At 73.8% G+C, this 24996-nt stretch carries 12 protein-coding genes; 3 read left to right on the plus strand and 9 right to left on the minus strand.

The window, feature by feature from the left end; all coding sequences use genetic code 11:
- Positions 1-193 precede the first annotated feature (193 nt).
- A complete protein-coding gene (locus OG552_RS00205) occupies positions 194-883 on the plus strand; it encodes a SpcZ (RefSeq protein WP_329128497.1) in 690 nt (229 codons plus the stop codon).
- On the opposite strand, the gene OG552_RS00210 is transcribed toward OG552_RS00205, so the two are convergent.
- The 6 genes from OG552_RS00210 to OG552_RS00235 form a co-directional block, all read right to left on the minus strand.
- Positions 873-1745, minus strand: coding sequence for a TauD/TfdA dioxygenase family protein (locus OG552_RS00210; RefSeq protein WP_329128498.1), 873 nt, complete (start codon positions 1743-1745; stop codon positions 873-875). The genes OG552_RS00205 and OG552_RS00210 overlap by 11 nt on opposite strands.
- Before the next feature lie 177 nt (positions 1746-1922).
- The gene (locus tag OG552_RS00215; RefSeq protein ID WP_329128500.1) at positions 1923-2618 is read right to left on the minus strand and encodes a hypothetical protein; all 696 of its coding nucleotides are present in this window, start codon (positions 2616-2618) and stop codon (positions 1923-1925) included.
- Entirely contained in the window at positions 2581-3678 is a 1098-nt protein-coding gene (locus OG552_RS00220; RefSeq protein WP_329128501.1) for a GSCFA domain-containing protein, read from the minus strand. Before OG552_RS00220 ends, OG552_RS00215 begins: the two co-directional genes overlap by 38 nt.
- 2 nt (positions 3679-3680) lie before the next feature.
- The gene (locus tag OG552_RS00225; protein ID WP_329128502.1) at positions 3681-13319 is read right to left on the minus strand and encodes a non-ribosomal peptide synthetase; all 9639 of its coding nucleotides are present in this window, start codon (positions 13317-13319) and stop codon (positions 3681-3683) included.
- A complete protein-coding gene (locus OG552_RS00230; RefSeq protein WP_329128504.1) occupies positions 13319-17374 on the minus strand; it encodes a non-ribosomal peptide synthetase in 4056 nt (1351 codons plus the stop codon). Before OG552_RS00230 ends, OG552_RS00225 begins: the two co-directional genes overlap by 1 nt.
- Positions 17375-18084: 710 nt before the next feature.
- On the minus strand, positions 18085-18999 hold the full coding sequence (locus OG552_RS00235; protein ID WP_329128505.1) for an NADP-dependent oxidoreductase: 915 nt from the start codon (positions 18997-18999) through the stop codon (positions 18085-18087).
- Between the two features lie 99 nt (positions 19000-19098).
- Between OG552_RS00235 and OG552_RS00240 the strand changes: the two genes are divergently transcribed.
- Complete coding sequence (locus OG552_RS00240) at positions 19099-19674, plus strand: TetR/AcrR family transcriptional regulator (RefSeq protein ID WP_329128507.1); 576 nt, start codon at positions 19099-19101, stop codon at positions 19672-19674.
- 500 nt (positions 19675-20174) lie between these two features.
- Here OG552_RS00240 and OG552_RS00245 read toward each other — a convergent pair whose 3' ends face one another.
- On the minus strand, positions 20175-21038 hold the full coding sequence (locus tag OG552_RS00245; protein ID WP_329128509.1) for a LysR family transcriptional regulator: 864 nt from the start codon (positions 21036-21038) through the stop codon (positions 20175-20177).
- A gap of 93 nt (positions 21039-21131) precedes the next feature.
- Here OG552_RS00245 and OG552_RS00250 point away from each other — a divergent pair, with 93 nt between their 5' ends.
- On the plus strand, positions 21132-21869 hold the full coding sequence (locus OG552_RS00250; protein ID WP_329128511.1) for an SDR family oxidoreductase: 738 nt from the start codon (positions 21132-21134) through the stop codon (positions 21867-21869).
- A gap of 55 nt (positions 21870-21924) precedes the next feature.
- Here the strand turns inward: OG552_RS00250 and OG552_RS00255 are convergent, their stop codons facing one another.
- Together OG552_RS00255 and mgtA are read right to left on the minus strand one after the other, a co-directional pair.
- The gene (locus OG552_RS00255; protein ID WP_329128513.1) at positions 21925-22074 is read right to left on the minus strand and encodes a hypothetical protein; all 150 of its coding nucleotides are present in this window, start codon (positions 22072-22074) and stop codon (positions 21925-21927) included.
- 157 nt (positions 22075-22231) lie between these two features.
- Complete coding sequence (mgtA, locus tag OG552_RS00260; RefSeq protein ID WP_443071124.1) at positions 22232-24994, minus strand: magnesium-translocating P-type ATPase; 2763 nt, start codon at positions 24992-24994, stop codon at positions 22232-22234.
- Positions 24995-24996: the final 2 nt, after the last annotated feature.

The following is a 24996-nucleotide window of genomic DNA, read 5'->3' on the forward strand; positions in this document are numbered from 1 at the left end:
GGTGGCCGCGGCAGCCGGCTCCACCCGGGACGTGGACGTGGTCACGACCCAGCCGCACGGCAGCGGCACAGTACGGTCCCGGCCGCGCGCCCGCGGAGGCACCCTGCCGGGAGCGCGTCACCACCGCTAGCCTGGGGGCAGTTGGGGCACCGCAAACTGCTTGAGGCTCACCGTCGCACCGGGGAGACGCCGCATGGAACCGGGCACCGCCGCTCCGCCACCGTGGCTCGACCACGTCGCCGACGTCCTGTTCCCCGAAGCGGGCCTCCGCGCGGGATGGACGGACCGGGTGGAACGCGAACTCGTGCGCCACCAGGGGCAGTTGCCGATGGCCGCCGTGCACGCCTGGCAGTGCGCGGGCGACCCGCTGCTCACCGGGCCCGAGCACCGCGCGGTCGGGGCCCTGCACCGCCGGACGCTGACAGGACGGCCGAGCCCCGAGCCCGTCTGGCGCGCCGCCCTGGAGCCCGCGCTCCGCGACCTGTTCACCCGCGCCTACCCCTACCGGGACGCGTACGCGGAGGCCGCGGCGGCCGCGGGCGCCTACGCGCGGGCCAACGGCTACGCCGAGGGCGACGCGCGGCAGTACGGCGAGGTCTACGCGCGGCAGAACACCGACACCAACCGCCTCGCCCACGTGGAGGCGAACACGGTCGCGGGCGCCGCGGCGCTGGCCGCCGCGTACGCCGCCGGGCAGCCGGACGGCTACGCGGCGACCTTCCCGCACGCCCGGGTCGGCGCCGTCGTCACCGCGTACGCCGACGGTGATCCCGGACGTGCCCGGCGGGCCCGTGAGCGTATCGCCGCGGGGCTGCTGCACGCCCTGGCCGGCCCTGTCGGAGCCGACGGCACCGACGGCACCGACGGCTCTGTCAGCCCTTGAGCGGACCGCCGTTGAGCGCGACCCGGCGCCCGTAGCGGGTGAGCGGGTAGTAGTCGTACAGCGCGTGGTGCTGGGTGCAGCGGTTGTCCCAGAACACCAGGGTGCCCGGCGCCCACCGGATGCGGCAGGTCAGCATCGGGCGGCGGGCGGGCACCTCGCACAGGAAGCGCAGCAGTGCGTCGCTCTCGTCCGGTGCCAGTTGCGGGATCCGGGCGGTGTAGGCGCCGTTGACGTACAGCACCGGCCGGTCGGTCTCGGGATGCCATACCACCAGCGGGTGTTCGCTCACCGGGATCACATAGTCGGCCGGCGGGGTGTATCCCTTGAGCGCCAGGCCGCCGTCGTGCACCGCTGTCAGCCCGTCCAGCAGGGTCCGCAGCGCCGGTGACAGCATCTCGTACGCCAGGTGCATGTTGGCGAACAGTGTGTCGCCGCCGCTGTTGCCCTCCGGGATGCGCGAGATGTACAGCATCGAGCCGAGCGACGGCTCCTCGTCGGCCGTGCCGTCGGCGTGCCAGCCGTTGCCGGCGACGTTCGCGGCGGCGGGGTCGGTGCTGATCTCCAGGATGTACGGATCTCCCTCGGGCGGCGCCGGGTTGACCGGGCGCAGCTCGCCGAAGTGGGCCGCGAAGCGCTTGTGGTCCTCGTCGGAGATGTGCTGGTCACGGAGGACCAGTACGTGGTGGCGGAGGAACGCGGCCTTCACTTCCGCCAGTTGCTCCGCCGGAAGCTCCTGGGCGAGGTCGACGCCGGTGACTTCGGCACCGATGACGGGGGTGACCGGTGCGACACCGATCGTGCGGTACTCGGCGGCGGGCCGGGTGGTGACGGCCGCGACGGCCGCCAACTCGTAGCTCTCCATGGGCTCCTCCTCGATACGGTGCCGGTGCGGTGCTGGTGCTGTACTGGGTGCGGACGGTGCATTCGGTGCATTCGGTGCGTTCAGTGCGGCCGGTGGACTCGGTGCGGTGGTGCGGTCGCTGCGGTGGTGGCTGCGGAACGCTCCCGTCACGCACGGGAGTTGGCGGCTCTCGGCATCTCACAGCCCTCGGGCGAGCAGATCGGACAGGATGAGCCGGCCGAACGCGAGGTTGCCGTGGATCGCGTCGTCCGCCTCGCAGAACTCCGGTCGCTGCAGGCCGTCCGGGCCGGTGGAGCGGGCCCGCAGGTCCACCATCTCCACGCCGACGCGGACCAGTTCGGTCCTGATGCTCTCCTGTGCGGCGGCGAAGACGAGCGGGTCGCAGTGGTCGGGGACGCGTTGCGGCGGCATCACCGCGAGGACCCGCAGGCCGAGTCCGAGGGCGTGCCGGTAGAAGTCCACCGCGCCGCCGACCATGGCCAGCACGATCGCGTCGAACAGGGCGCTGCCCAGGAATCCGGGGGCGAACGGGCCCGCCGGCAGCCGGTGGATCCGCCAGTTCGCGGCGGTGGCGACGAAGTGCGCGCACAGGCCGAACGTCGACACCAGGGGGACGGTGAGCGCGCCGAGCGCCGGCGTGTCCAGGGCGGCGAGGAAGCCGCGGTAGTACGCGTCCGACTCCTGCTTGCGGAAGACCACGTCTTTTACGGCGACGGTGAAGAAGTCCCCGGTGAACTCCCGTCCGGCGCCCAGCGGGCCGCCCTGGAAGGCGATGCCCGCCGCGTGAGCGGCGCGTCCGACGGGTCCGGCGTGGGAGTCGCCCAGCAGCAGGAATCTAGCGGGGGCCGTAGTAGTCGAGGACGGCGTCGTCACAGATGTCACCTCCCGACAGCGTGCGGTGCGGCAGCGTACCGGCCGCGTCGCCGACCGCGTCGCCGGTCGGGGCTTCGGGCCGCGGCCGGTCGCCGGGGTGTCCGGCGCGGGCGAGGCCCGCCATGAAGTGCCGCATGACGAAGGCGACGCCGTCCGGTGTGACGGACCGCAGGTTCGGCCCGTAGAACACCCCGCGGAAGGGTGCGCAGGAGATGAGCTCGTAGGACGGGAAGTAGTCGGTCCCTTCGGTGCCGTTGACCAGTTCGCCGGCCGCGGTCCGCAGGACCGACTTCGACAAGGTGTTGGCCACCAGTGCGTGGCCGCCGGTCGCGGTGGCGGTGAGCGGCACCGGTGAGACCGTGAGCAGCAGCCGCAGGTCCGGGTTGATCACGCGGGCCAGCGCCACGGCCGCGGCGAGGTCGCGGTGCACCTCCCCCACGGTGGCGTTGCTGAAGGCGTGCCGCCGCGGGTCGAAGGTGCCGCGTACGGTTCCGGGGCAGGAGGCGTACACGCTTCCGTCGCTCCGGTCCCGCCACGCCTCGGTGAGCCCCAGGGTGAAGACCAGGCAGCTCGCGGCGGTCAGCCCCCGGCGGATCGCCTCCAGCGTCGTCTCGCGTGCCGCGAGCATCTCGGCGACGGAGGCGTGCCCGGCGGGTTCGACGCTCGGCCGGAACGGGTCGTACACCCTGCCGTCCTGCGGCCACGCGGTGTCCGGCGGCCGGGTGCGGCCGGCCGCCCAGGACAGCCACTGGCGGAGCATCGCGGCGGTGTAGACGGTGCCGGTCCGGAAGGAGAACTCCCCGTAGTGCCGGGCTTGTTGCTCCTCCCGGTCGAGGCCGGGCGGTGGCGGTTCCGCGTCGTACCAGTTGAGGCCGGCGGCCAGGAGTGCGGGGCCGAGGCGGGCGGCGAAGCAGGAGCCGGCGGTCAGGACCGGGTCGTCGGGGCCGAGGGGGAAGGCGGGCGTCCACACTTCGTCGATGCCGAGCATGCCGGGTTCTGCGACCGCGGGCCGCCAGAAGGAGCGGGCGGGCAGGGAGCGGTAGGGGTTGCCGGTGGTCACGGTCACTTCCTCGGTCCGGGGGCCGGCTCGCCGGCCGCGGAGGTGCGCGGGAGGTCGTCGGCGTGGGCGGGGCCGTACGCGGTGGGCGCCGCGCCGGACTCGCCGAGGTCGCCGTTGATCGCGGCGGCCACGGTCCGCGCGTGCGGGGCCGCCACGACGCCGTAGTGCGTGGTGTCCAGCAGGTGCCAGGATCCGGTACGGCCGACGTACGGCAGCCACGGTTCCGGCCGTGCGGCCGGCGCGTCGGCGGGCGGCAGATCCGGCTCGGGGCGGGTGGCGAGCCAGATGCGCACCGGTGTGGTGGTGAGGCCGGGCATCCGGTACGTGGTCATGCTCCGCAGGTTCGCCCGGCAGCAGCGGGCCAGGCGTTCCGCGTAGTCCGTGTGAGCGGCCGGGCCGCCGTCCGCTGCCTGCCCGTCCGGGTGTCCCTGGCCGAGTTCGCGGGTGAACACCGCCCGCAGTTCGGCCTCGTCGTACCGGGCGAGCCGCGGACCGGAACCGGGCGGCGGCGGGTCCAGCAGGTAGAGGTTTCGCACCGGGCGGTGCTCCTGTTCGGCCTGGGCCGCCATCTCGATCGCGACCCAGCCGCCGAACGACCAGCCCGCGAGCCTGACGCGGTGCGCGGCGGCCGGGAACCGGGTCTCCAGCGCCTGCCGGTACCGGGCCGCCCGTTCGGGGAGGGTCCAGGCGGGGGCGGCCGGGTCCCGCAGGGCGGGGTCGGCGATCAGACACACCGTCAGCCGGGGGTCGAGCGCGGACACCAGGGGACGGTAGGACTGGATGTCGCCGCCGACGGGATGCACCAGGCAGAGCACGTCCGGGCCTGCCCCTTCCTGCCAGACCTCCAGCGGTACGTCCTGCGACGCCGCCTGCGGTGCGGCGGGTCCGCCCGGCATCTCCTCCCGGAGGAGGGCGAGGATCCCGGCGAGGCCCACCCGGTGGCCGAGCCGGGCGAGTTCGAGTTCCACCCCGAAGTGCCGTTTGATCTCGTCGATCAGGTCGAGCATCGTCAGCGAGTCGGCGCCGAGGTCGTACAAGGACGCCCGCGGGTCGAGGTCGTCCACGCCCAGCCAGGTGCGCAGCAGGTCCCCGAGGACGGTCTCGGCCGGCTCCGTGTCCCCCGTGACCGCTGTCCCCGCCGTGCCCGCGCCGGGAAGGACGGCGGGACGGTCCCGGGCGTAGAAGGTCCGGGATTCCGCCAGGTCGGTCACCGACACCAGCACCTGCGGGAAGCCACTGCCGATCGCCCGGGACAGCACCCGTCCGGCCTCCGCGACGGTCAGGCCGACGGCCAGATGGGCGCGGTGCCGGGCGTCCGCGCCCGGGGCGTCCACCGCCATGCCCGTCTCGCGCCACACGTCCCAGTCGACGGTGATCCGTACGGTGCTCTCGTCCGCTGTCGAGCGGTGGTGCGCGAAGGCGTCCAGCAGCCCGGCCGCGGCGGCGTAGTCGAGCTGGCCGACCCCGCCGAGCAGTGCCGACATCGACGAGCAGTACACGACGACAGCCGGGTCGTGACGGCGGATCAGCTCCTCGGTGACGAGCGCGGCGTTCGCCTTGGCGGCGGTCACCGGGCGGGCGGTCGTGGCCTGCCGCAGGGCGATCAGGCCGCCGCCCGCCACACCGACGGCGTGCACGACGCCGTCCAGCCGCGAGGTGTGCGCCGCGACGAGGTCGGCGATCCCGTTCGGGGTGCCCCCCGTCAGGTCCGCGGCGATGAGCCCCACACGGTCGGCGTAGGGCGCGAGTTCGGCGGGGAGGTGGGGGCGGCGGGCCAGCAGGAGCACCTGTCGCGCGCCGCCTTCCAGCAGCCACCGGGCGACGGTCCTGCCGATGCCGCCGGTGCCGCCGAGAATCAGGTGCGTGCCGCCCGGCGGGAGCGGCGACGCGGAGTCGGCGGGGTCCGGCAGCGGCGAGGTGTCCGGTGCCCACCAGAAGCCCCGGCGCAGTGCCAGCCGCCGGGGCGGCCGGCCGGTCCCGGCGACGAGACCGGCCACGGCTCCCGCCCAGGCGGCCGGGCCGGGGCCGGGCAGGTCGAGCCAGTGGGCGTCCACCAGGCCCTCCTGCGGGCCCACTTCGCCGATCCCCGCGAGCAGTCCCGCCTCGGGCCGGGTGACCGTGCCGTCGGCCGGCATCGCGCCGGACGACAGCCACCACACGCGCAGGTCCGGCCTGCCGCCGGCCGCCTGGGCCAGGGCGGCGGGGGTGTCCAGGCAGGCCCACCGGGCGTGTTCGAGGGTGGTGGCGGTCACCGGGCCGTCCGCCGCCAGCGGCAGGGTGTGCAGCCAGTCCACGCTTTCGGCGCCTTCGGGTGCCTCGTGCTTGAGGGTGTCGAGGATGCGGCGGAGTGCCGCGGGGTCCGCCGGGTCCGCGGTGAAGGTGTCAGGAGCGGTCCGGGCGTAGCCGCTGCCTGCGGTCACGTGCACCACGCGGGCGTGGGTCTTCGCCAGCGCGGTCGCCACGGTGGGCCCCAAGGTGCCCGCGGTGAGCAGGACCGCCGTCCTGGGGCGGCGGGCCGGTGGGGTGGTGGCGGCGCGGTGGCTGCGTGCCCAGTGCTGCTGGTGCAGCCACCGCTCCTCGGGAAGCCGGCGCGGCCCGTCCCCTTCCGTTTCTGCTGTCGGTTCGGCTGCGTCGGGGGGCACGGTCCCGGGGAGGGTGTCCCGGTAGTGGTAGTCGGCGAGCTCGAACGCGGGCGGCGGGAAGTCCCAGGGCGCGGGGGCGGGTCCGCCTGCCCAGGCGATCTCCTCCCCGCGCAGCCATGCCGCGGCGAGTTCCGGGGCGGTGCGCCCGCCCACCGGTACGGGACCCCCTGCTGCGGCCACGGGCCCGGCGGTCCGTCCCTGACCGCCCTCCACGGCAACCGTCTGCGGAGCCGCTGCCGAAACGCTCCCGCGCGGCGGGTTCACCGTGTCTTCCCGCGCGACCCCGCCCGGTGAGGCGGCCCCGCGGCCCGGCCGGCCCTCGGCGGCGTCTCCCGGTGGCTGCTCCTCGCCCAGTGAACGCAGCCAGCGGATCGCGCTCGCCGGGTCGGAGCAGGGGGCCGCCGCGCGCCAGCGGGACGGCGGGCGGCCGGACTGGAGGTGGCGCAGGACCTGCGGGTAGCGGCCCGGGTGGGCGGCGAGGTACGCGGCGGTGCGGGCCGCGTCCTCGATGAGCGCGGGGCGGCTCGGGGCCGAGAGGATCAGGCACGGCGGCGGTGCGGGCGGATCGGCCGGGGCCGGCGCGGCCACGGCTTCGAGGACGACGTGGGCGTTCGTGCCGCCGACGCCGAAGCTGCTGACGGCGGCCACCCGGGGGCGTCCTTTGGGCCAGGGCTCGGCGCGCACGGGGATGCGGAAGGGGCCGAGGTCGGTGCCGATCGCCGGGTTGAGGGAACGGAAGTCCACATTGGGCGGGATCACCCCGTGGTGCACCGCGAGCACCGCGCGGACCAGGCCGACCACGCCTGCCGCCGCCCCGAGGTGGCCGAGCTGGCTCTTGACGGAGGCGAGCGCGCAGTCCCCGGTGCCGAACGCCTGGCGCAGCGCCTCCACTTCGACCGGGTCGCCGAGCCGGGTGCCCGTGCCGTGCGCCTCGACGTAGCCGACGTCGGCGCCGGTCCGGCCGCTGCGCCGCAGGGCCGTACGGATCACCGCGCGCTGCCCGGCGACCGAGGGGGCGCTGTAACTCATCTTGGCCGCGCCGTCGTTGGTGAGTGCCGAACCGGTGATGACCGCGTAGACGGTGTCGCCGTCGGCCAGGGCCCGTCGCAGCGGCTTGAGCACCACGACGCCGACGCCGCTGGCGCCGACCGTGCCGGTGGCGTCGTCGCTGAAGGGCCGGCAGTGGCCGTCGGCGGAGAAGATGTGCTGGGGCTGGTAGCGGTAGCCGTCGCCGAGTCCGGTGTCGACCAGGACTCCCCCGGCGAGCATCACGTCGGCGTCGTCCTGCCGGAGCAGGCCGGCCGCGACGTGCACGGCGACGAGGGAACTGGAGCACGCCGCCTGGGTGGAGAAGGCCGGTCCGGTCAGACCCAGGTGGTAGGCGGCCTTGGTGGTGAGGAAGTCCTTGTCGTGGTGGAGGGCGAGCTGGAAGGGGTCGGGGAGCCGGTCGGGGCCGGTCTCGCGCAGCATGGCCTGGAAGTAGGTGTTCTCGCCCGCCCCGGCGACCAGGCCGACCCGCAGCGCCTGCGGGTCGGCGATGCCGGCGTGGGCGAGGGCCTGGACGCAGGCCATCAGCAGATGCCGCTGCTGCGGGTCCATCAGGCGGGCTTCCTGCCTGCTGATGCCGAACCGGTCGGGGTCGAAGGCGAGCAGCCCGTCCATCTGGCTGCGGGCACCGACGAGGCCGTCGGGCGCGGGGAAGTGCTCGATACCGCGGGCGCCGGTCTCGACCATCCGCCAGAAGGCGGCGAGGTCGGGGGCGCCGGGCAGCCGTACGGCCATGCCGACGACCGCGATCGGTTCGTCGGCGCGCGGCGGCTGCGGGGCGCCGGCCGTGCGGGCGCGGTCCGTGTCTCCCTTCCCGGCGTTGCCCGTACGCGCGCTGTCCGTGTCCCGCTTCCCGCCGCCGGCCGTACGCCCGGTGCCGGTCTCCGGCTTTCCGCCGCCGGCGAGGAACCGGGCCAGCCGCCGGACCGTCACGTGCTCGAACAGGTCGGCGACGGTGAAGCGCAGCCCCAGCTCGGTGGTGCAGCGCAGATGGAACCGCATCAGGGCCAGGCTGGACGCGCCGGCTTCGAAGAAGGTCTGCTCAGGGCCGATCTCCCCGCCGGTGACCGCCTCGAAGGCCGCTGCCAGCCGGGCCTCGTCCGCCGACCAGCCGGGCTCGGCCCGCTCCCCCGCGCGCAGTTCCGTGCCCGGCGCGTGCAGCGCGGCCCGGCGGTCCAGCTTGCCGCTGGGGGTACGCGGGAGGGTGTCCAGCAGGCGGTAGCGGCGAATGCGGACGTGAGCAGGAAGGAGTCCGCCGAGGTGGGCGGTGAGGTCTTCCGGGCTCGGCGCGCGGTCCCCACACCGCAGGCAGGCGACCAGTCCCTGCCCGTCGTAGGCCACGACGGCGCCGGTGACCTGGGGGTGGCGCAGGAGTGCGGCCTCCACCTGGGCGGGTTCCAGCCGGTGTCCGCTGAGCTTGATCTGGTCGTCGGCGCGGCCGAGGCAGTGCAGCAGGCCGTGCTCGTCGAAGCGCGCCCGGTCGCCCGTCCGGTAGAACAGGCCCAGGCCGGGGAGGTCCGTGAAGCGGGTGGGGTCGGCGGCGGCGTCTCCGGTGTAGCAGCGGAGAGCCATCGGTCCGCCGATGAACAGCTCGCCGGGCCGGCCCGGGGGCAGCGGCTCGCCGGCCTCGTCGGCCACCCGCAGCAGCGCGCCCGCGACGGGCCTGCCGATGGACGGGCGTTCGGGCCAGCGTGCCGGGTCGCCCGACAGGCACAGGCTGCTGACGACGTGGGTCTCGGTGGGCCCGTAGTGGTTGAACAGGCGTGCGCCGGGCAGGCCCGCGAACCATTGCCGCAGGACGTCGGTGCACACCAGCTGTTCGCCGGCGACGACCACCTCGCGCAGCCGGGACGGGTAGCGGCCGGAGCGGACGCCGTACTCGGTGAGCAGGTGCAGGGCGACGCACGGCATGAAGATCCGTTCGACACCGGCCGTCTCCAGCTGGTCCAGCAGGGCGGGGGCGTCCTGCCGCCAGCCGGGGCGGACCAGGTGCAGCCGGCCGCCGGTGCACAGGGTGCCGAAGATCTCCTGGAAGGAGACGTCGAAGGAGAGCATCGAGAACTGCTGGGTGACGGCGGGTGCGCCGAGGCCGCCGTCCCGGGCCTGCCACTGGACGAGGTTGGCCAGCGTGCGGTCCGGCACCTGGACGCCCTTGGGGGTGCCGGTCGATCCGGAGGTGAACAGCGTGTAGAGCGGGCGCGTCCCGTCGTGCGGGGGAAGCGGCGGCGCGTCGTCGGCGGTGAGGGTGATCTCGTGCCGGGGCAGCCCACCGGGGGCCACTTCGTCGAGTCCGGTCGCGCCGCCGGGCGGTACGAGGACGCACAACGGCGCGGCCTGGCGCAGCACATCGCGCAGCAGGGCGGGCGGGTAGCCGGGATCCAGCGGTACCGCCGTCCAGTTGAGCCGGGCGAGGGCGAGCAGGGCCACCACGTGCTCCACGGACGGCTCGGCGTACAGGGCCGCGCAGCGCGGGCCCGCGTCGTCAGGACCGGGGTGCGCTCGGAGCAGCCGGACCGCCAACGCGTTGGCGTACGCGTCGAGTTCGGCGTACGTCAGCGAGCGGTCGCCGCTGACGAGGGCGACGGCGGCGGGTGTGCGGTCCACCTGCCGGGCGAAGCCCTCGGCCATGGTGGTCCAGGCGAGTTCCTGCGGGGCGCCGCGGCCGGGGTCGGGAAGGGCCCGGCGGTAGGGGGCGACGAGGTCCACGGGGGTGGCCGGTCCGGCGGAGGAGAGCAGGTCGATGCCGCGGGCGAACAGCGCGGCCAGGTCGGCGGCCTGCTGCTCGGTGAAGTGGCCGTCGGCGTACTCCCACAGGCATTCCAGCCCGTCGCCGAGCTCGATCACGCTGAGCGTCATCGGGCATTTGGCGCCGGTGGGTGCCGGCCACAGCGGGCGGGTGGTGCAGCCCGCGAGGTCCAGGGCGGCGAAGTCGGTGTTCTCCAGAACGAACAGGAAGTCGAACGGCCCCTGCCCTGCGGCGGGTTGGGTGTCCGGGAGGACGTCGGCGAGTGCCACGTCCTGCCGGTCGAGCAGGGCGCGGGTGTCGGCGGCCAGGCGTCGCGCCTGGTCGCGCAGCGGCTCGCCGGGGGTGACGGTGAGCGGGAGCAGCACGGTGTTGGCGAACATGCCGACGCTGTCGGCGAATCCTCCCACCGGGCGGCCCGTGACGGGCGCGGCCGTCCGGGGCCGCAGTCGGCCGGTCACCCCGTAGACGCTCCAGGTGAACAGGCCGAGCAGCAACTCGAAGCGGGTCAGGCCCAGTTCGGTGCAGAGCCGGTCGACGGCGGCGCGGCGTACGGGGTCGAGCGTGGTGTGCAGCAGGTGGGCGGTGCCGGGGACGGGGCCGGTCGGTGCCAGGGGCTCGGTGTCCTGGCCGGCCGCCGCGTGCAGGGTGCGCAGTTCGTCGCGGAGTGCGTGGTAGGCGGGGTGGGCGAACCACTCGCGCTGCCAGGCGGCGTGGTCCAGCGGGGTCGGCGCGCCCGCCTGTCCGCCGGGGGTGGCCGCGCCTTCGCGCGCCGCGCGGTAGCCGGCCGACAGGTCGCGGAAGAGGACACCGAGGGACCAGCCGTCCACGGCGATGTGGTGCAGGTGCAGCAGGAGCGTGCCGCCGCCGTCGTCCGGCAGCCAGCAGGCCCGCAGCATCCGCGGGCGGGCCAGGTCGAAGGTCTCGGCGAAGAAGCGCTCGGCGAAGGCGCGCGGTTCCTCGCCGGCGCTTTCGGTGCCGCTCTCCGTGTCCTGTGCGGGGCCGGGCGCCTCGTGCCAGGGGTCGTACGGTTCGCCCACGGTCTGCTGCACGCCCTCGGCCGTGGCGTGGAAGCCGGTGCGCAGGGCCGCGTGCCGTACGACCAGGGCGGCCAGGGCGCTGCGCAGCGCCGCGGGGTCCACCTCGCCGTCCAGCCGGAAGGCCAGCGGCACACCATAGGCGCGGGAGGACGGGGAGCGCTGCTGGAGGAGCCACAGGCGTTGCTGTTCTGAGGTGGCCGGTGCGGTCCGGGCCCCTGCCGGGGCGGGCAGTTGGGGGTAGGGCGCAGCCACGGGCTCCCGGTCGCGGCCGACCGCGTCGGCGACAGCGGCGAGGTCGCCCCCGGTGATCAGTGACTGCGGGAGGTCGCGGCCCCAGCGCCGCCGCACCTCGAACCGCAGGCGCAGCGCCTTGAGGGAGTCGCCGCCCACGGCGGTCCACCGGTCGCCGAGGCGCAGGCCGGGGGTACCGAGGACGGCGGCTGCCAGGTCCAGCACCTCGCGCTGCCGGGCGGTGACGGGTGTGTCGTCCGTCGCGGGGCGCCACTGCGGCAGGTCCGCGGCCAGCAGGGCGGCCTGGTCGATCTTGCCGTTGGCGTTGCGCGGCAGTGCGTCGACGCGGTGGATCCGGTGCGGGCGCATGTAGGCGGGCAGGCCGGCGGCGAGGTGGGCGTCGAGGTCCTCGAACGTCGTCTCGCCGCCGAGGACCACCCAGGCCAGCAGTTCGCCGGTGCCGTCGGCGTCCCGCCGTGCGCACACGTATGCCTGGCGGACGGCGCGGTGGCGGGCGATGTGCCGTTCCACCTCGCCGGGTTCGATCCGGAAGCCGCGGACCTTGACCTGGCGGTCGGCGCGCCCGACGTACTCCACGAGGCCGTCGGCGCCCGCGCGCACCAGGTCGCCGGTGCGGTAGAAGCGGGTGCTGCCGCCGTCGTACCAGGGCAGGGTGACGAAGCGGCGGGCGGTCTCCGCGGGCAGGCCGCGGTAGCCGGCCGCGACGCCCGCACCGGAGAGGTACAGCTCGGCCAGTTCGCCGGGGGCCGCCTCACGCCCCCCGCCGGGCACGGCCAGGACCGCGCCGGTACGGGGCAGGGGCCGCCCGATCGGGACCACGTCGGCGGCGAAGTCGCGGGGAACGGGGTGGTACAGGGCGAAGGTCGTCGTCTCGGTGGGGCCGTAGATGTTGTGCAGCCGGGTGGGTGCGCCGGGGTTGTGGCGGTACCAGTCGCGGAGCGTCCGGGCGTTGAGCTGTTCACCGCCGACCAGCACCTGGCGGGCGCCCGCGAAGCAGTCGGGCACCTCGGCGACCACGGCGTTGAAGAGGGCGACGGTGACGAAGGCGGTGTCGATACGTTCGCGCAGCAGGGCGGCGGCGAGTGCGCGGGGCGTGCGGACGGTCTCGTCGGCGAGGATCACACAGCGGCCTCCGGTGAGCAGCGGCACCCACACCTCGAAGCTGAGGGCGTCGAACGCGGGGTTGGACAGGCAGGCGTACCGGGCGCCCGCGGGCAGGTCGATCCAGCCGGGGTCGGCGAGCCGCAGGATGCCGGGGGCGGTGACCTCGACGCCCTTGGGTGCTCCGGTGGTGCCGGAGGTGTAGAAGAGGAAGGACGCCGGGGCGGGCGCCCGCGGGGTGCCCGGCTCGGCCGTGTACGGGGGCGGGGGCAGCAGTTCACCGGCCGGCACGGCGCGCACGCCGTCCGGCAGGCTCCGCGGCGCCGGGCCGGTGTGGACGAGCAGGACGCTGCCGGAGTCGGTGAGGATGTGCCCGCGGCGGGCGGGTGGGCTCTGCGCGTCCAGCGGGACGACCTGTGCGCCCAGCCGCAGGATGCCCAGCATCACGGCGACCAGCCGCCAGGACCGCGGCAGACACACGGCCACGGCCTGCCCGGGCCGCACGCCCGCGCGTTCGAGAGCGGCGGCGACCACGGCACCGGCGGCATCGAGTCCGGCGTAGTCCAGCCGCAGGTCGCCGTCGACCACGGCGGTAGCGGCCGGACTGCGCAGCGCCTGCTCGTGAACCCGCCCGGCGAGCGAGCCCCGTCCGGACGTCGACGTACCGTCAGCGGCGGGAACGAGCTGCGCGGCACCATCCGGCCCGGCGTCGGGCCTGCCGCCGAACTCTCCACCACCGCCGGGGCCGGGCTCCGAAGGAACGGCGGGGGTGGGCGCGGGGGGTGGGGTGCCTTCGGAGACGGGCTCGGGTCGCATCATCGCTCCAGGTCTGCGGGGCGGGCGGCGGCGCTTCGGTCCAGTTCGGCGGCGATGACCGCGGCGATCCGGGGGACCTCGTCGCTCTCCAGGAGGTCCCAGTGGCCGCCGCCGACGCGCTCCACGGCGAACTCCCCGCGGGCGCGGGCCCGCCAGAAGCCGCGGGCCTCGTGGGCGGGTCCGGCGGCGTCCTCGGGCGCGGCCTCGATGTACACCGTGCGCGCGGGTGTCGGCGGCACACCGTACGCGCGGGCGGTGATCCGGTGGTGGTTGTAGATCCGGAAGTACCGCTCTATCTGGGCGTCCTCGATGCCCGGGTACATGCCGTTGAAGCGGACGAGCTTGTCGCGGAACTCGGCGGCGTCGACGGGTCCGAGCGTCGCGCGGACCTGCTCGTCGTCGGTGGCGTAGGTGTCGAGCAGTACGACGGTGAGCCGCTCGTGCCCGGCGCCGGCGAGTCTGCGGCCCATCTCGTGGGCGACCAGGCCGCCGTACGACAGCCCGCACAGTACGAGGGACTCGTCCGGGCGGGGTGCCACGAGTTCCAGGTAGCGCTCGGCCATGGTCTCGATGTCGGGCAGCGGGGTCTCGCCGGGATTGATGCCCGGTGCCTGGAGCCCGAGCACCCCGGCGTCCGGCGGGAGGGCGGCGGCGAGCGAGAGGTAGCAGAAGGCGGTGCCGCCGGCCGGGTGCACGCACACCACGCGCCGCTGTCCGGCGCCGGGCCGGAACTCCACCACGCCGCCGTCTCCTGGCGAGGACTCGCCGCTGCGCAGGTGTGCGGCGAGCGCTTCGATCGTCGGGTGCAGCAGGATGTCGCGGACCGGCACGTCGCGGTGGAACTCCTCGCGCGCGGCGGCGGCCACCTTGACGGCGGAGAGCGACGTACCGCCGAGATCGAAGAAGTTGTCGGCGACGCCGATCGCGGGGTGGAGCAGGATCCGCTGCCAGATGCGGTGCAGTGCCATCTCGACGCGGTCGCGGGGGCTCGCGGTGTTGACCTGCGCGGGTGCGGTGGTCCCGGCCTCGGCGAGCAGCGCGGCCCGGTCGGTCTTGCCGCTGGGGGTGAGCGGCAGCCGGGGCCGTTCGACGAACAGCGCGGGGATCATGTAGTCGGGCAGCCGGCGGCCGAGCAGGCTCCGCCACTCGTGCGCGGGGCGGGGCCGGTCGGCGTCGCGGGCGACGGCGGCCACCAGCCGGACCTCGCCGGCCGGGTCGCGGTCGGCGAGCACGACGGCGTCGCGTACGCCGTCAAGGGCCAGCAGCGCGGCCTCGATCTCGCGCGGTTCGATGCGGAAGCCGCGCAGCTTGACCTGGTCGTCGCGGCGGCCGAGGAAGGTCGCGCTGCCGTCGGGGAGCCAGCGGGCGAGGTCCCCGGTGCGGTACATGCGCTCCCCTGGCACGTAGGGGTCGGGGTGGAACCGCTCGGCGGTGAGGTCCGGGCGGTGCAGGTAACCGCGGGCGAGGCTCGCCCCGGCGAGCCAGACCTCCCCCGGTACGCCGACGGGCACCGGCCGCTGCCGCGCGTCCAGCAGGTAGAGCCGGGTGCCGGGCAGGGGGCGGCCGATGGGGCAGGGCCGGTCCAGCGGCTGGAGGTCGTCGTGGGCGGTGCTGTAGAGGGTGGCCTCGGTGGGCCCGTAACCGAAACGGATCCGCAGCCCGGGCAGTGCCTCGGTGATGCGGAACAGGTCGCCCTCGTGAAGGGACTCGACGCCGGTGAGCAGTTGCCGCAGGGCGAGGCCGGCGAGCCGGGCCGGCGGGTCCTCGGCGATCCACCGGACGTGGGAGGGCGGCAGGAACGCCTGTACGACGCGGTGTTCGCGCAGCCAGTCCACCAGCGCCCACGGGTCGGCGCGCAGGGCGTCGGGCACCAGGTGGACGGTGGCGCCGGTGGTCAGCGGCAGCAGCAGTTCGTGGATGGAGGCGTCGAAGCCGATGCCCGACCAGGCGGACGTGGCCTCGGCCGGGGTGTCGGGGAACCGGCTGCGCCAGCTCGCGAAGAGGTTCAGCACGCTGCCGTGGGTCACCGCGACACCCTTGGGGCGGCCGGTGGAGCCGGAGGTGTGGATGACGTAGGCGAGGTCCCCGGCCGCGGCCCGGATTCCCGGAGGGTCGTCGCGCTCCCCCGCCGCCTCCACCGCGGCAAGGGACTCCCAACTCGCGGGCCGCGCCGGATCGTCGCTGAGGACCAGGGCGGGTACGGAGTCGGCGGCCATGGCCAGCAGCCGCTCCATGGGCTGCGCGGGGTCGAGCGGGAGGTGGACGGCACCGGCTTTGAGGATGCCGAGCACACCGGTGACGAGTTCGGCGGTACGCCCGGCGTGCAGGCCGACGGGTGTACCGGGGCGGACCCCGCGGGCGGCCAGCGCGTGGGCGAGCCGGTTCGCCCGCCGGTCGAGCGCGGCGTAGTCGAGGCTGCCGTGTTCGTCCACGACGGCGGGGGTGCGGGGCCGGGCGGCGACCTGTGCCTCGAAGCGTTCGACCAGGCCGGAGGCGGGCCGGGCGGGGGCCGGTCCTGCGGCGCCGACGCCGCTGAAACGGGTGAGGATCCGCTGCTCCTCTTCGGCGTCGAGCAGGGCGAGGGCGGCGACGGGCTGCTCCGGGTGCCGGGCCAGCCCGGTCAGCAGGCGGTGGAGCAGACCGGCCCAGCGCTCGGCGGTGGTGTGGTCGAACAGGGCGGTGGCGTAGTCGAGATACCCGTGGACGCCGCTGCTGTCCTGTTCCAGGGAGAGGGTCAGGTCGAAGCGGGCCGCGGCGTGCGGGATGCCGAGGGGTTCGGTGGTGACGCCGGGCAGGTCGAGCAGGCCGCCGCGGGCGGGGGCCCAGGCCAGCATGGTCTGGAAGACCGGGGTGTGGGCGGGGCTGCGGGGCTGTCCGGCGAGTTCCACGACGCGGTCGAAGGGCAGGTCCTGGCAGTCGAGCGCGGCCCGCAGGGCGCCACGGGTCCGGCCGAGCAGTTCGCTGCCGGTGGGGTCGCCGCCGAGGTCGATGCGTAACGCGAGGGTCTGTACGAAGAAGCCGATGACGTCGGCGAACTCCCTGCCCCTGCGGCCGGCGACGGGCGTTCCGATAACGATGTCGGTCTGCCCGGTGAGGCGGGAGAGCAGGGCTGCCCAGCCGCTGAGGACGGCGCCGTAGACGGTGGTGCGGTCGCGGCGGGCGGCGGCGGCGAGTTCGGCGGTATCGGCGGGGTTCAGCCGGAAGGGCACCCGGCCGCCCTCCCAGGTCTGCCGGGCGGGGCGGGTACGGTCGGTGGGCAGTTCCAGGGCGGGCGGGGCACCGGCCAGGGTGCGCTGCCAGAACTCCTCCTGTCCGGCGGCTTCGGCGCTGTCCCGCCATTCCTGCCGGCGGCGGGCGAACTCGGCGTAGGTCGCGGACGGCAGGGGCAGCGGGTCGGGTTCGCCCCGTTCGAACGCCCGGTACAGCGCGCCGAGTTCGGTCAGCATGATCTCCATGGACCGCCCGTCGAAGACCGCGTGGTGCAAGGTGAGCAGCAGGGCGTGTTCCTGCCGGCCGAGGACGACCAGCCGGCCGCGGGCGAGTGCCTGCCCGGGGCCGAAGACTTCGGTCGCTTCGCGCCGCTGCAGCGCGGCGAGCCGGTCGTCACGGTCGGCCCGGCCGGTGAGATCGTCCACGGCGAGGGCGAAGCGGGTGCCGGGCGGGTCGATCAGGGCGCGCGGGCCGTCGTCACCGGCCACGAGCCGGGTACGCAGGGAGGCGTGCCGCCGTACCAGTGCGTCCAGGGCGCGGCCGAGCACCGCGTGGTCGAGCGGGCCGCGGAGCCGGTGGGCGAGCTGTTCGTTGTACGCGCCGCCCGCGCCGTCCAACTGGTCGATCAGCCACAGGCGTTGCTGCCCGGGGGACGCCGCAGACTCCTGCGCGGGTCCAGGTCCGGGTCCGGGTCCGGCGGCCCGGGAGGCGGCCTCGGCGTGTGCGGCCTCGGCTGCCTCGACTGTTTCCGCGGGCTCAGCGGCTTCTTCGGCGCGGGCGGCTTCCTTGGCGCCGGCGGCTTCCGCGGCTTCCCGGACGGCGGAATCAGGTCGCGTCACCGGCATGGTCTGCCCCTTTCGCAGGAATCTCACGGAATCTCGTGGGACAACGGCGCGCCGATGAATGCCAGCGCACCGTGCCGGAATCAACTCGGCGGAAACGGAACCACGTGCTGAGAGCGGACCGGAGAGGGGACACAATGGCGCGGAACTGCCGGCCCGCGATCACAGCCGGCATTGCACGGTGTTTTCCCGGGACCGGTGACGGGCGCGGGGCAGCAGGTCCTGCCTGCAGGAGCGAGTTCGTGGACGGCACCGCGATCGGGCAACGGAATACCCGGTGGAAGCCGGACCACGCCTGCTGCTCTCAGGCAGCTCCCCTGTTCAGCGGTCCGGCCGGGTAAAGCAAAACGAATTCAACGCGGACGTGCATTCACAAGGTTGACGGCAGCGGCTGGCAGTGTCAACAGTGCCTCTGCGGGCCGGGGGCTCTTTCCTGCTTTCTCAAGGATTCGCGGAGTAAATGGCCAATGAGAAGGAGATGAGCGGTTATGCCACGGGTGCCGTCCGGCGGCGTGGACTGCCGCGGGGGACGCGGTGCCCGCGCGGACGAGGAGGGGTGGAGGCGGCCTCCGGCGGCCTCCACCCGGCGCCGGCCACGGAGCAGCCTTCGGGGAGTCAGGTCGCCCCGCGTCCTTGCCGCACCCGTTGCCGCGCTCTTCGCCGGGCCGAGCAAGTGCGGGGCATCCGGTGGGACCGTTCGCCGGAAGATCCGGTCAGAGCGTGATCACGATCTTGCCGTGGACATGGCGTCCGGCTTGCAGTGTCACGGCGTCGCGGGTCCGCTCGATCGGGAAGGTCGCGGCGATCGGTACGGTGATCTCGCCGGCAAGGATCGCGTCCGTGATCCGGTCCAGGGCGTCCGGCCCCGCGTCGAAGCCGCCCGTCGCGCGTACCCCGCCGGGAGGATGGGGACCCGCGGCGATCGTGGAGATCCGCTCGGGCGGTACGCCGAGTGCGAGCGCGGTCTCGGCCGTGTCGGTGCCGAACAGGTCGGTCGCCGCGGTGACGCCCTCGGGAGCCAGGGTCCGTACCCGGTCGGCCAGGCCGGCGCCGTACGCCACGGGCTCGGCGCCCAACTGCCGCAGGAACGCGAACGTGCTCTCCGAGGCGGTCCCGATGACCCGGGCGCCGGCGAGCTTCGCGAGCTGCACGGCGAAGACGCCCACACCTCCGGCGGCGCCGCCGATCAGGACGGTGTCGCCGGACCGCAGGCCGATCGCCTCCAGAGCGGCGGCTGCGGTCAGGCCGGCCACCGGAAGCGCGGCGGCCACCTCGTCGCTGATGCCGTCCGGCGTGCGAAAGAGCGCCTCGGACCCCTCGGCGGGCGTCTTGACCACGACGACATCGGCGACGGCCCGGCCCAGCGCGCCTCCGTGAACGCGGTCGCCCGCGGCGAACCCGGTGGCGCCGTCGCCGACCTCGTCCACGACGCCGGCGAAGTCGTACCCGAAGCCGGAGGGCAGGGTGATGCCGAACCGCTCCGCTGCCTCGGGCTGCGCGGCAAGGACCCAGTCCATGGGATTCAGGCCGGCGGCCGCCACGCGGACACGGACCTCGCCCGGGCCGGCGTGCGGCTCCGGGACCTCCCGCACCTCCAGCACCTCCGGGCCACCGAACGTTTCATACATGACGGCGCGGCTCACGGGAGACCTCCAGCAGACGAAGTGATGGGACTTGGTCCTATCACCCTACATGAGTGACGGGACCAAGTGCCGTAAGCTGTTCCCATGGCCCGCTGGCAGCCCAACGCATCCGAGCGACTCGTTGTCGCCGCCCTCGATCTGTTCGCGGAACGGGGCTACGAGAACACGACGGTGATCGACATCGCGGAGCGCGCCGGACTGACGAAGAGCACGTTCTTCCGGCACTTCCAGGACAAGCGGGAAGTGCTCTTCGGCGGGGACACGATGACCGGACTGCTCGTCAAGGGGATCGCCACGGCGCCGGACACGGCCGCCCCGCTCGAAGCGGTGGCGCATGCCCTGGACGCAGTCGGGAGGGAAGCCTTCACGCCCGCCCGGCGCGAGTTCGCCGCCCGCCGGCAGGCGGTGGTCGCCGCCCACCCGGAGCTGCAGGAACGCGAGGCGCTGAAGGGACTCGGCCTCACCGCTTCGATGGCCGACGCGCTCAAGCGCCGCGGCGTTCCCGACCTGGCCTCGCGCGTGGCCGCGGAGTTGGGCGCGCTCACCTTGAAGATCGCCTATGAGCAGTGGAGCGACGCGGCTGACGCCGAGGAGTTCGGTGACGTCGCACGGCGAGCCCTCGGCGAAGTGCGGGCAGCCGGCGCCCTGTCCCTCCACTGAGCCCGGCGAGGCACGCCGCGCCCGAAGGTCAGGACGCGGTGACGCCGGCGGTGACCTTCAAGCGCGGCGCCGCTCGACGGGTCGAACTCACCTCGTGGGACTGTAAGTTGGGCATGAAGCCCGGCGCCGCCGCCGGCCAGGAGTTCGCGCTTGCGCTCAAGGCGCACCCGCTGACCGCGTCCGTCGGCGGAGGAGGTGTGTGGCACGGCCACGGCGCTCCGGTGTGCTCTGACGCGGCGGCCCGGAACGCCTCCATCAGTCCGGCGCCCGGATAGGTCCAGAGCACCTCGTACGTCCGGCGGTAGGAGCAGGACCAATAGCTCACCACGCGCCGTTCCGTGCGTGCGAAGAAGGCCGGATTCCGCTCGATGAACTCGCCGTAGAGCCTGCGGCGGGCTGGAAGCTGTTCAACCCGGCACCGTGAACGTCGACGCCCCCGAACTCGACGCGCCGGAGGCGGAGATGGGTCCGGGGTCGCAGCGATCCTCGCCGGTACCGGGTCAGAGGCGCGCGGCCGTGCGGATCAGGCCGGCGAGGGCGAGGGAGCGGCTGTGGGCGGGCCAGGCGATGTGGGTGACGACGGGAGGCGCGTCGGTCAGGGGGACCGCCGAATGGTCGGCCCACAGCCAGGCGCGGGCGGACTCGGGGAAGACGGCCGCGGTGCGTCCGAGGGCGATCAGCTGGGCCAGTTGCGTCTGGTCGCGGACCTCGGGGCCCGGGCCGGGCGGGTACGTGCCGTGGCGGGGCCAGCGGGCGAGCGGAAGATCGGGGATGTCGCTGACGTCGGCCAGGGACAAGGCCGGGCGGGCGGCCAGCGGGTGCCCGGCGGGCAGGATGGCGATCTGCCCCTCGGTCATCAGCTCCTCGCTGTCGAACCCGGTGAGGGAGTTGTACGGCGTGTGCATGAGCGCCACATCGGCGCGGCCGTCGCGCAGCAGCTCCGCCTGCTCACACGTGCCGCACGGCAGGACCTCGATCTCGGCGGCGTCGGGCTCGGCGGCGTAGGCGTCGAGAAGCTTCTGCAGCAGTTCGTGGGAGCCGGCGGCCTTCAACGCCAGCACCAGGCGTTCGCGGGGGCTGCCCGGTCTGTCGGCGCCGCCGGCGCGACGGGCGCGGCGGACGGCGGCGGCGGTCGCGTCCAGGGCTGCCCGGCCTTCGTGCAGCAGCACCTCTCCGGCGCCGGTCAGTGAGACGCCGCGGCGGTTGCGTTCCAGCAGGGTGACGCCGAGGCGCCGTTCGAGCTGCTGGATCGCCCGGGACAGCGGCGGCTGGGCCATGCCGAGGCGCTCGGCGGCACGGCCGAAGTGCAGTTCCTCGGCGACGGCCGTGAAGTACCTCAACTCGCGGGTCTCCAGGGTGTCCATCGCCCCAGCGTACCTCGGTGATACCTACCGGGTATGACAGCGCACCGGATCGGTGTTGGCCGAGTCACTCGTCCGCGAGCGAGCATCAACGGCATGAGCGAAACGAAGACCGCGCTGGTGACCGGCGCGAACAAGGGAATCGGGTACGAGATCGCGAGCGGACTGGGCGCCCTGGGGTACCGCGTGGGCGTGGGGGCGCGCGACGAGCACCGGCGTGAGAACGCCGTGGCGAAATTGCGCGCCGCCGGGGTGGACGCGTTCGGCGTACCGCTGGACGTGACCGCCGGCCAGAGCGTCACCGATGCCGCGGAACTCCTCGAACGGCAGGCCGGGCGCCTGGACGTCCTGGTCAACAACGCCGGCATCTTGGGAGAGACGGGTCCTGGCTGGGTGCAGGACCCGACCACGCTCGACCCCGGCCTGGTCCGCACGGTCGTGGAGACCAACGTCATCGGTGTCCTCCGGGTGACCAACGCGATGCTGCCGCTGCTGCGGCGCTCGGCGTCACCCCGCATCGTCAACGTCTCCAGCGCCGTCGCCTCCCTGACCCGGCAGGCTGACCCGGACATCGACGTCGGTCCCGTCATGGCGGCCTACGCGCCGTCGAAGACGTTCCTCAACGCCGTCACCGTGCAGTACGCGCGGCAGTTCACCGGTACGAACATCCTGATCAACGCCGCCTGCCCGGGCCTGGTGGCGACCGACTTCACCGGCTTCCACGGACCCCGCACCCCCGAGCAGGGCGCAGCCACGGCGATCCGGCTCGCCACGCTGCCCGACGGCGGCCCGACCGGTTCGTTCTTCGAGGACGGCGGCGTCATCCCCTGGTGACCCCGCACCTGTGACTACGACGCCTGCACGGGCCCTCAGCGGGGGTGGGCGGCAGCTATGCGTTCTGGCTTGCGGGTACGCGCGGGAAGGACTCCCAGCGGTCGAGTTCGGCCAGTCGGGAGCGGAGGGAGGCCCGGATGTGCTCGACCGCGTCCGCTCCGACGGCCAGGCGCAAGGGCGGCTCCGCCAGCGGCGCGACGGCCATGACCGCGTCCGCGACGGCCTCCGGATCGCCGAACGCCTGCGGCGGCAGTGCGGAGAAGTCCGTGAGGAATTTCCCGACGGTCGGTGCGTAGACGTCGTTCGGGGCGACGACGCGGGGGCTGGTGGAGAACTGGCGTCTGCCTTCGCCGCGCCCACCCTCACCCGTGGGGCTTCCGCTCTTGCGGCTGCCTCGTGGCAGCAGGCGGGCCCGGCCTTCTCTGCGAGGTGCTGAACCGGGCAGCCCGTCGGCGCAGCAGCCGATGGTGGCCCACGCGCGGCCGCTGTACGGCGCCGGGTTCCGGCAGTGTCCGGTAGAAGATCCACTTACTCGCTTCGATCAGTGCCAGATAGCAGACCACCAGACCGGCGAGCGCGGCGAAGAAGGCCGAAGGCAGGAGCTGGAAGCCGAGGGTATGGGCCAGCGGGGTCGATGGGAGCAGGGCGCCGATGGCGGTCACACCGAGCGCGGACAAGGACAGCGCGAGACTGGGGTGGCTGTGCCAGAAGGGGATGCGGCGGGTCCGGATGGCGAAGATCACCAGAGCCTGAGTCGCCAGTGACTCCACGAACCAGCCGGTCCTGAACTGCGTCGCTCCGGCATGGAAGACCCACAGCATGACGCCGAAGGTGGCGAAGTCGAAGAGCGAACTGATCGGCCCGAAGGACACCATGAACCGCCGGATGAAGGCGATGTCCCAGTGCGCGGGACGGCGCAACTGGGCCTCGTCGACGTTGTCGGTGGGAATGGCGAGCTGGCTGCTGTCGTAGAGAAGGTTGTTGAGCAGGATCTGCGACGGAAGCATCGGCAGAAAGCTCAGGAAGACCGAGGCTCCGGCAGCGCTGAACATGTTGCCGAAGTTGCTTGAGGTTCCCATCAGCACGTACTTGATGGTGTTGGCGAAGATCCGCCGGCCTTCGACAACTCCGTCGGCGAGGACATTGAGATCCTTCTCCAGGAGGATCACGTCGGCGGCGTCCTTGGCGACATCCGTGGCGGAATCCACCGAGATTCCCACGTCTGCCGCATGCAGGGCGAGTGCGTCGTTGACTCCGTCACCGAGGAAGGCGACATCGTTGCCGGTGGTGCGCTGTGCGCGGACGATCCTCGCCTTGTCCTCGGGACTGACGCGCGCGAACACGGTGGTGCGTTCGATGGCGGAGACCAGCTGGTCGTCATCGAGCCCGCGCAGATCTCCACCGGTCAGGGCGGCCGCTTCGGGCAGTCCCAGGTCGTGGCAGACCCGCAGGGCAACGGCGGGGTTGTCGCCGGTGACGATCTTGACGGTGATTCCCAGGTCCGCCAGCCGCAGCAGCGCGTCCGCCGCGCCGGGTTTGGGCGGATCGAGGAAGACCAGCAGACCACTCAGATTCAGTGCGGTCTCGTCCCCGGGAGTTGGCTGTCGCAGTCCCGGGGCCGGCCGGGTGGCAACAGCGATGACGCGGTTGCCTGCCGCGAACTCGGCTTCCAGCGCGTGCCGGGCCGACCCGGGGACGCTGACGCAGCGCTCCATGACGCTCTCGGGAGCACCTTTGCACACCAGCGTCGTCGCGCCCGAACTGTCCTGGACGACTGCCGAAACCATCCGGCGTTCGTGGTCGAAGGGCAGCAGCCCGACTCGTGTCCAGGTGCTCACCGCGTCGTGCTGCGTTCGCGCGGCCGGTGATTCCCACAAGGCGGCGTCCAGCGGATTCTCGCCGGCCGTCGGTCCTCTTGTGGTGTCGCTCTCGGTACCGAGCAGCCCCCAGCGCAGAACCTGTTCCGCGGAGGCTTCACCGACAGGCACCGCTCGCATGAAGTCGACCCGGCCCAGGGTGAGGGTGCCCGTCTTGTCGGTGAACAGCACATTGACGTCGCCGAGGTCCTCGATGCAGACCAGGCGCTTGACGAGTACCTTGCGCCGGCTCAGCCGCCGGGAGCCGGCGGCCAGACTCGTCGAGACCACGGCGGGCAGGAGCTGCGGGGTGATGCCGACCGCGATGGCGAGAGAGAAGAGCAGCGAGTCGATGACCGGTTTGTGCAGGGCCAGATTGATCACGAGGATCGACGCCGTCAGCGACGCGGCGACGTACACCAGCAGCATGGAGAAGCGCCGCAGTCCCCGCTGGAACTCGGTTTCCAGCTGATGGCTGCTCAGCCCGGCCGCGATCTTTCCGAACTCCGCGCCGGCTCCGGTGGCGACCACGATGCCGCGGCCGCTTCCGGCGTGGACCACCGTTCCCATCAGCGCACAGCCCGTCAGCTCGGCCAGCGCCGGTCCTGGCGGCACAGCGGGGGTCTCCTTGGGTACCGGGAGGGACTCGCCGGTGAGCACGGATTCGTCGCACTCCAAACCGGTCACCTGGAGCAGCCGGACGTCGGCCGGCACTATGTCTCCCAGCCGGAGTTCTACGACGTCCCCTGGTACCAGGGTGGTGACCGCGACCTCAACGGGTCTCCCGTCGCGCAGTACCACCGCCTGGTGGCGGATCTGGCTGTGCAGTGCCTCGGCGGTCTTCTCCGCCCGGAACTCGTTGGCGAAGCTGAGCCCCACCGACAGGGCGACGATCACTCCGATGATGACGGCGGTGCCGCGCTCTCCCACTCCGTAGGAGACCGCCGCCGCGGCGAGCAGCAGGAGCAGAAGCGGGGATTTCACCTGGCGCCACAGCACCGGGAGCACACGGGCCCGGTGCGACGACACCGCGTTGGGACCGCCGCGTGACAACCGCTCGGCCGCGTCCTGGGCGGACAGTCCCTCGCTGCTGGAGGCCAGCTGCTCCACGACGCGCTCCCCGGGCAGACAGGCCGCTGAAGCGATGGCGGAGACCGCCCCGGTCCGCCCGGTTCCGGTGCCCGTGGGAGATGCAGGCGGGCCCTGCCGCCCGGCGGGCACCGCCTCCCGGTGCCGTGCGAGAGTCCTGGCGAGGTACCGGGGCAGCACAC

The sequence above is a fragment of the Streptomyces sp. NBC_01476 genome (assembly GCF_036227265.1).
GTDB lineage: Bacteria > Actinomycetota > Actinomycetes > Streptomycetales > Streptomycetaceae > Actinacidiphila.

Excerpts from the sequence above, each read along its gene's own strand:
- OG552_RS00205 (WP_329128497.1), top strand. The coding sequence starts at position 194 with ATGGAACCGGGCACCGCCGCTCCGCCACCGTGGCTCGACCACGTCGCC.
- OG552_RS00210 (WP_329128498.1), bottom strand. The coding sequence starts at position 1,745 with ATGGAGAGCTACGAGTTGGCGGCCGTCGCGGCCGTCACCACCCGGCCC.
- OG552_RS00225 (WP_329128502.1), bottom strand. The coding sequence starts at position 13,319 with ATGCGACCCGAGCCCGTCTCCGAAGGCACCCCACCCCCCGCGCCCACC.
- OG552_RS00230 (WP_329128504.1), bottom strand. The coding sequence starts at position 17,374 with ATGCCGGTGACGCGACCTGATTCCGCCGTCCGGGAAGCCGCGGAAGCC.
- OG552_RS00235 (WP_329128505.1), bottom strand. The coding sequence starts at position 18,999 with ATGTATGAAACGTTCGGTGGCCCGGAGGTGCTGGAGGTGCGGGAGGTC.
- OG552_RS00240 (WP_329128507.1), top strand. The coding sequence starts at position 19,099 with ATGGCCCGCTGGCAGCCCAACGCATCCGAGCGACTCGTTGTCGCCGCC.
- OG552_RS00245 (WP_329128509.1), bottom strand. The coding sequence starts at position 21,038 with ATGGACACCCTGGAGACCCGCGAGTTGAGGTACTTCACGGCCGTCGCC.
- OG552_RS00250 (WP_329128511.1), top strand. The coding sequence starts at position 21,132 with ATGAGCGAAACGAAGACCGCGCTGGTGACCGGCGCGAACAAGGGAATC.
- OG552_RS00255 (WP_329128513.1), bottom strand. The coding sequence starts at position 22,074 with ATGGCCGTCGCGCCGCTGGCGGAGCCGCCCTTGCGCCTGGCCGTCGGA.